At 72.8% G+C, this 13,150-nt stretch carries 9 protein-coding genes; all 9 read right to left on the minus strand.

Annotation, left to right across the window (positions count from 1 at the left end; genetic code table 11):
• Positions 1 to 283: 283 nt before the first annotated feature.
• Entirely contained in the window at positions 284 to 877 is a 594-nt protein-coding gene (locus tag ACFVVA_RS30465) for a hypothetical protein (protein ID WP_387693984.1), read from the minus strand.
• A gap of 239 nt (positions 878 to 1,116) precedes the next feature.
• Complete coding sequence (locus ACFVVA_RS30470; RefSeq protein ID WP_387693985.1) at positions 1,117 to 2,160, minus strand: PstS family phosphate ABC transporter substrate-binding protein; 1,044 nt, start codon at positions 2,158 to 2,160, stop codon at positions 1,117 to 1,119.
• 423 nt (positions 2,161 to 2,583) lie between these two features.
• On the minus strand, positions 2,584 to 2,988 hold the full coding sequence (locus ACFVVA_RS30475; RefSeq protein WP_359914327.1) for a hypothetical protein: 405 nt from the start codon (positions 2,986 to 2,988) through the stop codon (positions 2,584 to 2,586).
• A complete protein-coding gene (locus tag ACFVVA_RS30480; protein WP_387693986.1) occupies positions 2,978 to 3,391 on the minus strand; it encodes a hypothetical protein in 414 nt (137 codons plus the stop codon). The genes ACFVVA_RS30475 and ACFVVA_RS30480 overlap by 11 nt, the downstream gene beginning before the upstream one ends.
• A 222-nt stretch (positions 3,392 to 3,613) precedes the next feature.
• Entirely contained in the window at positions 3,614 to 5,428 is a 1,815-nt protein-coding gene (locus ACFVVA_RS30485; RefSeq protein ID WP_387693987.1) for a GAF domain-containing protein, read from the minus strand.
• Between the two features lie 93 nt (positions 5,429 to 5,521).
• A complete protein-coding gene (cydD, locus tag ACFVVA_RS30490; RefSeq protein WP_387693988.1) occupies positions 5,522 to 9,058 on the minus strand; it encodes a thiol reductant ABC exporter subunit CydD in 3,537 nt (1,178 codons plus the stop codon).
• A 4-nt stretch (positions 9,059 to 9,062) separates the two neighbouring features.
• Complete coding sequence (gene cydB / locus ACFVVA_RS30495; protein ID WP_387693989.1) at positions 9,063 to 10,088, minus strand: cytochrome d ubiquinol oxidase subunit II; 1,026 nt, start codon at positions 10,086 to 10,088, stop codon at positions 9,063 to 9,065.
• Positions 10,089 to 10,121: 33 nt separating this feature from the next.
• The gene (locus tag ACFVVA_RS30500) at positions 10,122 to 11,666 is read right to left on the minus strand and encodes a cytochrome ubiquinol oxidase subunit I (protein ID WP_387693990.1); all 1,545 of its coding nucleotides are present in this window, start codon (positions 11,664 to 11,666) and stop codon (positions 10,122 to 10,124) included.
• Between the two features lie 521 nt (positions 11,667 to 12,187).
• Complete coding sequence (locus ACFVVA_RS30505; protein ID WP_387693991.1) at positions 12,188 to 13,093, minus strand: LAETG motif-containing sortase-dependent surface protein; 906 nt, start codon at positions 13,091 to 13,093, stop codon at positions 12,188 to 12,190.
• Positions 13,094 to 13,150: the final 57 nt, after the last annotated feature.

A 13,150-nucleotide genomic window follows, 5' to 3' on the forward strand; every position in this document is an offset into this window, starting at 1 on the left:
TCGACGGCGCCACCTTCCCCGACCTCTTCGGTCGGGTACGCGGGTTCTCATGCGAGGCCTCCGGGAGTTGCGGGCCGCCGAGGGAGCGGCGCGAGGGCGTCGGATCGCGCTGGGGACGGACGATTCCGTGCGTACCATTCGGCCAGCCGGACATGGCGGGATCCGGTCGGCCAGGTGTACGAGACCACAACGCGGCGACTCCGTACCGGAGTTGGAAGATCCGCATGCGGCGGGCCCGCGCCGAGGCGCGGGCCCTCCGATCTGCGGCCGGGTGGAGCTGGGATCAGCTCGCCGGGGTGAAGGACAGCGCGAGCGAGCCGATCTGCTGGCCGCCCTTGAAGTACGTGGTGCCGAGGTTGGTGTCCAGGTAGTTCGCGCCGGCCGCGTCCACCTGGAAGCTGGAGGAGTTCAGGGTCTGGGTGGTGCCGGTGCGGCCGATCACGTTGTTGCCGCGCGGGTCCAGCAGCGGCACCGGGGTGGTCGAACCGTTCGGCACGGCGGTGAAGTAGCCCTTGGCCACCGAGAAGTCGAGCTGCTTGAAGGTCACGCTCTTGCCGGTCGAGAGGTTGATGAAGAGCAGACCGCCGCCGAACTGCACGTGCCCGTAGAAGCCGGGGATGTTCGCGGCGCCGTCGGTCACCGGGAGCGTCACGGTGAGGCCGGTGTCGGCGTCGAGCTTCGGGTCGGCCGGCTGCAGCGGGATGACCAGGATGCCGTTGAGCGCGGCGTCCGCCAGGAAGCTCACGTCGGTGGTGATCACGGCCTGGCCGGAGGCCGGGGTGGCGGTGGTGTCGGCGACGGCCGCACCGCTCACACCGGTCAGGGCGAGGACGACGGTGGCACCGGTCGCGGCCAGGCGGGCACTGATGCGGGACATGCCGAACTCCTTGGGAGAGGGAGAGGAGGGGTGATCGGTGGTGCGGTTCGAGGAAGCTCGTGCGGGGGTGGCGCCGCCGCGGGCGGAACGCGGCCGGCGGCACGGGCCCGGTGAGGGTGCCGGGGGGACGGTCCCGGCAGTACGGCCGTGGTGCGCTCTGCTCCCCGGTCCGAGGGTTCAGCCCGGCCGGCGGCCGCAGGGGCGAGGCCCCTGCGGCCGCCGGTGCGGTGCGGGTTCGATCAGGAGTGGGTGACGCTGCCGCAGGCGAAGGGCGAGAGCGGCAGGAAGCCGTAGCTCTGGATGTCCGTGGCACCGTTGGTGCAGATCCAGCCACCGGCGCCGAAGATGGCGCGCAGGGCGGTGCCGTGGGCGTCCGTGGCGTTCCACTCGGCGTCACGGAAGACGTTGTAGACCACGCGGCCGTACTGGGTGGCCACGAAGGTGTCGCTGATGACCTTGTTCACGGTGTCGACCGGCGCGTTGCCGTCGATGTTGCGGATGGTCAGCGGGCCCTGGACGTCGGCGCCGGTGCCCTTGCCGAAGTACACCTGGCCGATGTAGTGGGCGACGGAGTAGGGGACCAGCGCGTTGATGTCGTTCAGCTGGGTGTCGCTGCCCTGGTTCTCCTGGACGCTGCTGTTGACGCAGGCGCCCGGGGTGAGCGGGGTGACGCCACCGTTGATGGCGGTCAGGAAGAAGGAACGGGTGCCCGAACCGGTCTGCGGCAGGAAGGGCTTGATCGTGGCGTTCGGGAGCGACGCGTTGATCTGGTTCCACTTGGTGATCGTGCAGGAGTAGATGCCCTTCAGGTTCGCCGTGGTCAGGTTCGCCGGGGCGTTGCCACCGCTCTTGGCGGCCCAGGAGACCGCGTCCTGCGCCAGCGCGACGAAGTCGTCGGTGGTCGGGTCGGTGGCCACGGGGCCGCGCGAGGAACGGGCGAAGTCCACGGTGGCGCTGGTGTTGGCGTTCAGCGCGGTGATGCCGGCGCCGGAGCCGTTCGGGCGGGTGATCGCGGTGGCACCGGTCTTGGTGGTGATGGTGCCGGCCGGGATCGCGTCCCAGCTGTAGAGGCGCGGGGAGGTGGAGCTGGTCAGCGACGCGTTGTAGTCGGCGGCGAGCTGGTTCAGCACCGACTGGGTCGTGTCGGAGCCGACACCCACGATGTCGATGGCGCGCGGGGTGACACCGGTGGCCGGGTCGGCGACGGCGGTGCCGCCGGCGACGGTGGCGAGGGAGGTCGCCAGGGCGGCGACGGTGAGCAGCTTGGCAGCGGTCTTACGCATGTTCCTCTTCCTCCGGGGGAGAGACGTACATCGCGTGAAACCCGTACTCCGTTCGGGAGTTCGGGGCCGTGTGGCCGCGTCCGCTGCGGCCTCGCCGGCAGTGCCGATCCTGTCCGCCGGGGAGGTTCCGCCGGAAGAGAGGTCGAGCCCGGCCGGTGAATGTCGACTCATCGGTTCAGCGAGGTTTAGCCACTGGTCAGCGTGCACGTGACAGGGGCACTGCCGGGGCTCCGAGCCCGGTCGACGTTCTTCTCCAGGAGGCTGCTCGGAGTGTTGCCGGAAACCTGTCCTTCACCGGAACAGCACGGACGGAGATCCGTTGGAGGATCCCCTTCCGGGAACGGGATCCACTGGAGGATCCCCGTCCGGAAACGCCGGAATGACGGTCCGTCATCCGACTCGGACCGTCATCGACTCAAACGCTCACAGCGGCCAGCGGCCGTCCCGCCCGGACCGCCGCAACTCCTGCCCCACCCACTGGAGTCCGGCCAGGAACCCCTCGACCCCCGCCTGGCACTGGTCCCGCCGCAGGTACCCCCGCGCGCTGCGGGCCACCGGAACGGCGTCGGCCGCCCCCCGCCGGGTGCTGCGCACCGGCAGGTAGGCGGCCCAGACCCACTGACGCCCCTCGGACTGTCCGACCGAACATCGCAGCGCGGCCCGCTCGATCAGCAGTTCCCGGACCGACTCGGCGAGTTCCTCCTCGCTCCGGTAGGTCCGCACGCCGACCCCGAGCGGCCGGCCGTTGGCGGCCCGCAGCGCCCAGCCGAGGCAGCGGTCGGCCGCCGGCACGATCAGCAGCCGCGGACCGCGCCGCTCAGCGGCCATCGGTGCGTCTCAACGGCACCACGGGCTCCGGGAGTTCGCGTGGCGGCTGCTTGGAGAGCAGCACCACGAACCGCCGGAAGGCGTTCTGGCAGGTCGCGTACCGCTCGTACGCGCGGCTGGAGCGCACCTCGGGCAGGGCCCGCGAACCCGGGACGACCCAGATCCAGCCGATGCCCTCCCGCACGTGGGTGATCCGCGCGGTGAGGTCGACCGCCACGACCCGCAGGCCGTCGAAGCCCCGCTCGGCCTCGCCGGCCGTCTCGAACGCGGCCGGGGTGATCGCGACCACCCGTCCGTTGGGCGCCTTCAGTTGCCAGCGGTAGCGCCCGTCCGCCGCCCGTTCGGCGCGGAACCCCCCTCGACTTGCCCCTGCTGCGGTGTAGCCGCGGCCGGCAGCGTTCACTGCCCCCTCCGTCCGGTTGCCCTCCGGATTCCCCTCCGAGCGGAGTAAAGCTATGTGTGCACACGGAGCCCCCGAAAGCCCAGAACGTTCACAACTTGCGCCGTTGGTCGGGAAGTTCTCTCTCGTTTAACTTTCACGCGTCTCGATCGGAAACCGCTCCGGAAGCGGCCCTGAACCGACCCGGAACCGACCGGCCACCGGCCGGGAACCGCCCTGGAACGCTCAGAGCCGGGCCGTCCAGCGCACCATCGTCCCCTTGCGGTACGGCCCGCTCTCGTGCCAGGCGTCGCCGCCGAGCGCCTCGGCGCGCCGGGTGAGGTTGAGCAGGCCGCTGCGCCGGCCGCCCTGCGGGATGCCCACCCCGTCGTCGGTCACGGTGAGCAGGACGCCCGGCCGCCCGCCCCGGTCCAGCGACTCCGGGTCGCCGCCCACCGGGCGGCCGTCCTCGTCCAGGTGGGTGGTGGCGTCGATCTCCACCCCGACCCGGGAAGCGCGCGCGTGCCGGGCCGTGTTGGAGAGCATCTCCCGCAGGGCGGCCAGCAGCTGACGGCCGGTGTTCTCGCCGACCAGGCTCTCCACCGGCCCGACGAAGCTCACCGCGGGCTTGAAGCCGAGCGCGGCCGCGGCCTGGCTGGCCTCGCGCAGCACCCGGGTGCGCAGGGTGTCCGGCGCGTCGCCGTGGTTGTCGTGCTGGAGGGCGTAGATGGTGGTGCGGACCTCCTGGATGGTGGCGTCCAGCTCGTCCACCGCCTTGCCGATGCCGACCCTCACCTCGGGGACGACCGCCCGCCGGGCGGCGCTCTCCAGCATCATCCCGGTGGCGAACAGCCGCTGGATCACCAGGTCGTGCAGGTCGCGGGCGATCCGGTCGCGGTCCTGGAAGACGGCCAGGCGCTGCTGGTCGCGCTGGCCCTCGGCGAGCCGCAGGGCGAGCGCGGCCTGCGAGGCGAAGGTCTCGGCGAGCTGCTTCTCGCTGTCGGTGAACGGCACCGCTCCGCAGGGGCGCCAGACGCAGAGCCCGCCGAGCACCCGCCCGGCGGCGACCATCGGCACCGCCATGGACGGGCCGAAGCGGCGGGCGAGCCTGATCACCACGGTCGGGTCGCTGGACATGTCGTCCAGGTAGACGCTCTCCCCCGCGAGCAGCCGGGCCGCGAAGCTCTCCCTGGGCAGCAGTTCGCCGCGCACGAACTCGGCCAGCTCACCGGAGGCGTGGGCGATCCGCATCTGCCCGTCGCCCTCGTCCCCGTCCTCCGGGCCGGTCGGCAGCAGGATCATGCCGAGCGCGGCGTCCGCCAGCTCCCGCACCTGCTCGGCCGCGACGGTCAGCGCGGTCTCGGCCTGCTCGGCGGAGAGCAGGGCGGTGGTGACGGCGGCGGCCCCGGCGATCCAGCGTTCGCGGCGGCGGCCCTCCTCGTACAGCCGGGAGTTCTCGATGGCCACGCCGGCCGCCGCGGCGAGCGCGTGCACCACCTGCTCGTCCTCGGGGGTGAAGGCCCCGCCGCCCTTCTTCTCGGTGAGGTAGAGGTTGCCGAACACCTCCGCGCGGACCCGGATCGGCACGCCCAGGAAGGTCCTCATCTGCGGGTGGTGCGGGGGGAACCCGGAGGAGCGCGGGTCGGCGCCGAGGTCGGTCAGCCGCAGCGGCTCGGGGCGGTCGATGAGCACGCCGAGGATGCCCCGGCCGGCGGGCAGTTCGCCGATCTCGCCGGCGGTCCCGTTGTCGACCCCGACGTGGATGAAGTCGGCCAGGCCGGTGCCGCCGGGGGCGATCACGCCGAGCGCCGCGTACCGGGCGTCGACCAGTTCGGCCGCGCCCAAGGCGATCCGGTGCAGGGTGGCGTGCAGGTCCAGCCCGGCCCCGATCGAGACCACCGCCTCCAGCAGCCGCTGCATCCGGTCGGTGACCGCGGCGGCCGACTGGAGGCGCTCGGCGACCTCGGTGACCAGGGTGTCCAGCCCCAGCGAGGCGATCTCGGGCACCCGATGGGGTGTCGGCTCGGGCGTGGCCTCGGGGAGGTCCGGCGTGGGGTCCATGGAGAAAGCCTAGTTTGTACGCTTTTCAGCCGAAGGGCGGCGCGACGGGCAGTACGGCGGACAGTACGGCGGGCAGTACAGCGGGCCGCGCGGCTACCGGCCCACCGGCTCCAGCAGCCCGTCCGCCTCCCGCTCCCGCCGCCACATCGCGTGCAGCCGCCCGTCCGGGTCGGCGACCAGCTCGGACCAGCGGCCCCGCTCGGCCACCCGCCCGCCGTCCAGCACCAGCACCTCGTCCACCGTGGTGTCGTCCAGCCCGGCCAGCCGGTGGGTGATCAGCACCGTGGTGCGGCCCTCGGTGGCGGCCAGCAGGTCGGCGGTCAGGGCGTCCGCGGTGGGCAGGTCGAGGTGCTCGGCGGGCTCGTCCAGGACGAGGACGGGGAAGTCCGCGAGCAGGGCCCGGGCGAGTGCCAGCCGCTGGCGCTGGCCGCCGGAGAGCCGGGCGCCGTGCTCGCCGACCATGGTGTCCAGGCCGTCCGGCAGGCCCTCGGTCCACTCCAGCAACCGGGCACCGGCGAGCGCGGCGCGCAGCTCGTCCTCCGCCGCCTCCGGCCGGGCCAGCCGCAGGTTCTCCCGCAGCGAGCTGTCGAAGACGTGGGCGTCCTGGGCGCAGAGCCCGATCACCCGGCGGACGGACTCGCCCGCCAGCGCGCGGCTGTCCACAGCCTGTGGACGGCCGTCGGCGAACCGCACCGACCCGGCGCTCGGCTCCAGGAAGCGCAGCAGCGCCTGGGCGAGGGTGGTCTTGCCGGAGCCGGACGGGCCGACCACGGCGATCCGGCGCCCGGCGGCGAGGTCGAGGTCCACCCCGGCGAGCGCGTCCACCGCCTGCCCGGGGTGCCGGACGGTCAGCCCGCGGACCGCGACCGGCAGCGGCTGCTCGGGCAACGCCACCGGTTCGGCCGGCTCGGTGACCGGCGCCGGAGCGTTCAGCACCTCGTCCAGCCGGGCCCGCGCGGCGCGGCTGCGCTGGCGGGCCTGGACGGCGAGCGGCATCCCGGTGACGGCCTCGAAGGCGGCCAGCGGGGTCAGCACCACCACGGCCAGGCAGACCGGCGCCAGCACCCCGTCGCGCACTCCCTGGACGCCGACGGCGGCCGCGGCCGTCACGGTCAGCCCGGTGAGCAGGGCGATCAGCCCGGTGCCGAGTGCCGTGGTGGCGGCCGAGCGGGCGGCCAGCCCGGTCAGCGCGGCGTCGGCGGTGCGGACGGCGGCCAGCCGGCCGGGCAGGGCGCCGGCCACGGTGAGCTCGGCGGTGCCGGTGAAGGCGTCCACCACGGCGGTGGCCAGGCGCCCGCGCGCCGGGGCCTGGCGCCGTTCGGCACCGGCCGACCAGCGGGCGGCCAGGGCGGGCACCAGCACGCCCGCGAGCAGCAGCCCGAGGCCGAGCACCAGGCCTGCGGCGGGCAGGAAGGCGGTCATCGCCGCCGTCGAGGCCAGCGCGACCAGGCCGGCCACCGCGGCCGGCAGCCGCCAGCGCAGGTAGTGGTCCTGGATCGCGTCCACGTCGGCGACCAGCCGGGAGAGCAGGTCGCCGCGCCGGAAGGCGGGCAGTCCGGCCGGGGCGAGCGCGCTCAGCCGCCGGTAGACGGCGGCCCGCAGGGTGCCGAGGGTGCGCAGCACCGCGTCGTGCGAGACCAGCCGCTCGGCGTAGCGGAAGACGCTGCGGCCGATGCCGAAGGCCCGTACCGAGGTGACGGCCATCATCAGGTAGAGCACCGGCGGCATCTCGGAGGCCCGGGAGATCAGGTAGCCGGAGGTGGCCATCAGGGCGACGGCGCAGCCGAGGGCGAGCGCGCCGAGCAGGATCGAGAGCGCCAGCCGGGGGGTGGTGCCGCCCTCGGGGCCGGTCTCCTCGGCGACGGCGGGGGCGGGGGTCGGCTTCCCGCTGTGCTTCCAGCCGCGCTTCCCATCGTGGTGACCATCGTGGTGACCGCCGTGGTGACCGCCGTCCGCGAGCGGGGCGGGCGGGGCGGCGGCGGGCCCCGCCAACCGTACCCGCCGGTCGGCGGCGGCCAGCAGGGCCGGCCGGTGCGCGACCACCAGCACGGTGCGCGCCGGATCGGCGGCCAGTGCCCGGACGGTGTCCACCACGGCCGCCTCGGAGGCGCCGTCCAGGTTGGCGGTCGGCTCGTCCAGCAGCACCAGCGGCCGGTCGTCGGCGAGCAGCACCCGGGCGAGGGCGAGGCGCTGGCGCTGCCCCGCGGAGAGCCCGGCGCCGTCCTCCCCCAGGACGGCCGCCAGGTCGGTCACGAAGTCGAGCGCGTGCGCGGACCGCAGCGCCGTCCACAGCTGCTCGTCGGTGGCCTGCGGCCGGTAGAGCCGCAGGTTCTCGGCGACCGTCCCGGCGAACAGGTGCGGGTGCTGCGGCACCCAGGCGATCTGCCGCCGCCAGCTCTGCGGGTCCAGCTCGGCCAGGTCGTGGACGCGGCCGTCGGCGGCGGTGATCCGGACGGTGCCGGAGTCCGGGGCGGTGAGGCCGAGCAGGACGGCCAGCAGGGTGGACTTGCCGGCGCCGCTGGGACCGGTGAGCGCCGTGCTGGAGCCCGGACTCAAGGTCAGCCCGGCGCCGTCCAGGGCGGGCTCGGTGCGCCCGGGGTGCCGGACGACCAGGCCGTCGACGGCGATCTCGGCACCCGCGAGGTCCGGCGCCGGGGTGGTGCCGACGGCGGGCAGCGGGGTCTCCAGCACCCGGAACAGCTCGTCGGCGGCGGTCAGCCCCTCGACGCTGGAGTGGTAGAGCGCGCCGACCTGGCGGATCGGGAAGTACACCTCGGGGGCGAGCACCAGGATCAGCAGCCCGGTCTCCAGGTCGAGCGTGCCGTCCACCAGCCGGAAGCCGACGGTGACGGCGACCAGCGCGACGGACAGGGTGGAGAGCAGTTCCAGGGTGAAGGAGGAGACGAAGGCGATCCGCAGGGTGCGCAGGGTGGCGCGGCGGTAGTCGGCGGTGATCCGGGCGATGGTGGCGGCCTGGGTGCGGGCCCGGTTGAACACCTTGAGGGTGGGCAGTCCGGCGACCACGTCGAGGAAGTGGTGGGAGAGCCGGGCCAGGGTGTTCCACTGCCGGTCCATCCGGGACTGGGTGGCCATCCCGATCAGCACCATGAACAGCGGGATCAGCGGCAGCGTCCCGGCGATGATCGCGGCCGAGGTGAAGTCGGCGCCGACGATCCGCAGCAGCACGATCACCGGGACGACCACGGCCAGCGCCAGCTGCGGCAGGTAGCGGGCGAAGTAGTCGTCCAGCGCGTCGATGCCGCGGGTGGCGAGGGTGGTGAGTTCGCCGGTGCGCCGGCCCGCCAGGTAGGACGGGCCGAGCGCGGTGGCGTGGTCGAGCAGCCGGCGCCGCAGGGTGGACTTCACCCGGGCGACGGACCGGTGCGCGGTGAGCTCGGTGAGCCAGCCGACCAGCCCGCGCCCGACCGCCGTCAGGGCGAGCAGCAGCAGCGGCGTGGTCAGCTCGCCGAGCGTCGCCCCGCGCTGGAAGGCGCGGACGACGATCTCGGCGATCAGACTCGCCTGGGCGACCACCAGGGCCGCGCCGACCGCGCCGAGCAGCACGGATCCGACGAGGAAGGCCCTGGTGGTGCGGGCGTACCCGAGGAGTCGGGGGTCGACCGGCTTCATGGCGTCAGGCCTGGTCGAGCGGGGCGGCCGGGTTGTGCCCGGGGATGTGCTGGACGCCGATCCGCTTGCGGAACACCCAGTACGTCCAGCCCTGGTAGAGCAGAACCAGCGGGGTGAAGATCGCCGCCACGACGGTCATCACCTTCAGCGTGTACGGCGAGGACGCGGCGTTGCTGACGGTCAGGCTCCAGTCCGGGTTCAGGGTGGAGGGCATGACGTCCGGGAAGAGCGCCAGGAAGAGCATCGCGACCGCGGCCACGATGGTCGCCCCGGAGAGGCTGAACGCCCAGCCCTCGCGCCCGAGCTGGTTGGCTGCCAGGGAGCCGAGCAGGGCGACCACCGCGACGATCATCGCGGCGAGGCTGCGGCCGTTGCCGTGGTCGGCCTGGGTCCAGATCAGGAAGGCCAGCGCCAGCACGGCGGTCACCAGACCGGACAGCAGGGCGGCCCTGCGGGCCCGCTCACGGATCTCGCCGACCGTCTTGAGCGCGGCGAACACCGAGCCGTGCAGGGTGAACAGGGCGAGCGTCACCAGGCCGCCGAGCAGCGCGTACGGGTTCAGCAGGTCCCAGAGGGTGCCGATGTAGTTCTTCTGCGCGTCGATGTCCACGCCGCGCACGATGTTGGCGAAGGCCACGCCCCAGAGGAAGGCCGGGAGGAGGGAGGTCCAGAAGATGGCCTCCTCCCAGTTCCGCTGCCAGCGGGCGCCGTCGCGCTTGGCCCGGTACTCGAAGGCCACGCCGCGGACGATCAGGCAGACCAGGATGACCAGCAGCGGGATGTAGAAGCCGCTGAAGAGCGTCGCGTACCAGTCCGGGAAGGCCGCGAAGGTGGCGCCGCCGGCGGTCAGCAGCCAGACCTCGTTGCCGTCCCAGACCGGGCCGATGGTGTTGATCAGCACCCGCCGTTCGGCGGTGTTGCGGGCCAGCGGCTTGGTGAGCACGCCGATCCCGAAGTCGAAGCCCTCCAGGAAGAAGTAGCCGATCCACAGGACCGCGATCAGCACGAACCAGACGTCGTGGAGTTGCATGTCAGATCCTCAGTTCCCCGGTGTCCCGGCGCCTCAGTAGGCGAAGGCGAGCGGCTTGTCGGCGTCCTCGTCCGAGGACGGTCCGCGCAGCGACGGGTCCTTGGTGGGCGGCTGCTCGGTCACCACCGGGCCGGCCTTGGCGTACTTGACCAGCAGCCGGACCTCGATGACCGCGAGGATCGCGTACAGGGTGGTGAAGGTGGCCAGTGCCCCGATCTGGGTGCCGACACCGACGTTGGGGGAGACGGCGCTGGCCGTGGTCATCAGGCCGAAGACGGCCCAGGGCTGACGGCCCATCTCGGTGAAGATCCAGCCGAAGCTGTTGGCGATCAGCGGGAAGCCCATGGTCAGGATGCCGATCCGCCAGCTCCACTTGGTCAGCAGCGGCCCGAGCTCGCGCTTGGGGGTGAGCATCAGCCTGGGCACCTCGGTCTCGCCGGTGCGGAACTCGGGGCGCAGGAAGAGCTTCCTCCGGGTGGTCCACAGGCCGATCAGGCCGGCCACGAAGGAGGTCATCCCGAAGCCGATCATGAGGCGGAAGCCCCAGTAGGTGACGAAGATGCTCGGGATGTAGTCCTTGGGGTCGCCGCCGTGCTGGGCGGCCTCGGCGGCGGCGGTGTCGTTGATGCCGGGGACGGAGGAGCTGAAGTCGCTGTGGGCGAGGAAGGAGAGTATTCCGGGGATCTCCAGAGCGACCGAGTTGTGGCCCTTGCTGACGTCGCCGACCGCGAAGACCGAGAACGGGGCCGGCGCCTGGGTCTCCCAGAGCGCCTCGGCGGCGGCCATCTTCATCGGCTGCTGCTCGAACATGACCTTGCCCAGGGTGTCGCCGCTGAGCGCGGTGCCGGCGCCGAAGACGACCGCGAGCACCAGGCCGAGCCGCAGCGAGGTCCGCATCGCGGCGGTCTTCCTCGGGTCGGCGGTCCCGGGCTTGCGCTTGGCCTTCCAGAGGTGGAAGGAGGCGATGCCGACGACGAAGGCCGCGCCGGTGAGGAAGGCGGCGGTCAGGGTGTGGAAGACGACCACGAGGGTGGTGTTCTGGAACAGCACCTTGACGACGTCGGTCAGTTGGGCCTTGCCGGTGACCGGGTCGATCGCGTAGCCGACCGGGTGCTGCATCCAGGAGTTGGCGGCCAGGATGAAGTAGGCGGAGAGCACGGTGCCCAGGGCCACCATCCACATGCAGGCACAGTGGATCTTCCTCGGCAGCTTGTCCCAGCCGAAGATCCACAGGCCGATGAAGGTGGACTCGAAGAAGAAGGCGATCAGCGCCTCCATCGCGAGCGGGGCGCCGAAGACGTCACCGACGAAGCGGGAGTAGTCGGACCAGTTCATGCCGAACTGGAATTCCTGGACGATTCCCGTGACCACGCCCATCGCGATGTTGATGAGGAAGAGCTTTCCCCAGAACTTGGTGGCGTGGAAGTACTTCTCCTTGTTCGTCCGCACCCAGGCGGTCTCCAGACCGGCCACGATCGCGGCCAGGCTGATCGTGAGCGGGACGAAGAGGAAGTGGTAGACGGTGGTGATGCCGAATTGCCATCGCGCGATGGTCTCGTGAGCGATTGCCAGTTCCACGTCGCCCTCTCTCCCAACCTGCCCGCGTGACGACGGGCATCTTCCGGACAAACTTCATCTATAGCCGTAGACCGTTGCTCAACCACGCAAGCTTGTCCGCTTGTGAACGTGAACACGTTCACAAGGAGCAGTATCCACCATCCTTACGAGGGAACTGCAGGTGGGGTGGGTTTGACAGCCCGGTGCGCTGCGCCACGGCCGCGGTGCGGTCCGCACAGTCTGCGGACCCCCCGCGGGCCGGGGCAACGAACGACGGGGCGGACGGCCGGAAGTTGTTGGCCGAACCGGCGCTTGACAGGCTCGCGACCCGGTCGCCCCGGCCGGATCCGCGTGCTACCGGCGTCCGTCCGGCCGGCGGGAGCCGCGCGACGGCTCCGCCGGGTGCACCCGATCCGGGGGTCCGGGGTCCGAGGTCCAGGGGCCGGGGCCCGGGAACGCCGGAACCGCAGGACGGGCCGGGGCCTGTCCTGCGGTTCCGGGGTGGTCGCGTCGCCCTCCCGAGCGGGCGCGACCGGGGTGGGTCAGGAGGTGGGGCGGGTGGCCGGCTTGCGGCGGGAGACGTAGAGGGCCGCGGCGCCGAGGCTGATCGCGAGGCCGGCGCCCAGGGCGAGGTACGGGGTGGCCGGGTTGGAGCCGGTCTCGGCGAGTTCGGTGGTCGAGCCGGTGGTGGCCCGGGTGCTCGACGTGGTCGAGGTGGTCGACGTGGTCGAGGCGGTCGACTTGCCGGTGGTGCCGGCCTTGGCCGCGGTGGTGGTGTTGGAGACCGGGGTGACCGCCGCGGGCTGCTCCGCCGGCTTCTCGGCGGGCTGCTCGGCGGGCTGCTCGACCGGCTTCGCCGCGGCCGCCCTCGCCTCGGCGAGGGCCTGGTCCGCGGCGGCCTTGGCGGCGGCCGCGGCCTTGGTGGCCTGATCCGCCGTGTGGATCCGCCGGAACGCCTCGACCCGGGCGTCGTCCAGGGCGTTCCGGGCGGCGGTCACGGCGGCCTTGGCCTTCGCGTCCGCGGCGATGGCGGCGTTGGCGGCGTCGATCGCCTTGAGCATCCGCTCCCTGGCCTTGGGCAGGTCCTCCTCCTTGGCGGAGCCGTACGCCAAGGAGGCCTCCTCGGCCTCCTTGTTGGCGGCGTCCTTGGCCGCAGCGGCCTTCACCGCGGCCGCCTTGGCCTCCTGGTACTTGCCCTGGTAGGGCTGCGAGTCGTCGAGGAAGGCGGAGGCCTCGGCCTGCACCTTGGCCGCGTTGGCGACGGCCGCCGTGTACGCCTTGGCGGCGTCGGCGGCGGCCTGCTCCAGTTCGGCGATCGAGCCGTTGTCGCTCCGGGTCTGCGCCGCGGCGGCCGACTCCGCGAAGGCGGGTGCCGCGGAGAGCACCACGGCGGGCGAGACGACGGCGGCGACGAGGGCGGCCGAGACCAGCGAACGGCGGAGTTTCACAATGACCCCTTTCGGGCCTGCAGGAAAGCAAAAGCCTCGGCCGGAACGGAGTCCGAC

The sequence above is a fragment of the Kitasatospora sp. NPDC058048 genome, from assembly GCF_042885555.1.
Taxonomy (GTDB): domain Bacteria; phylum Actinomycetota; class Actinomycetes; order Streptomycetales; family Streptomycetaceae; genus Kitasatospora; species Kitasatospora lactacystinica.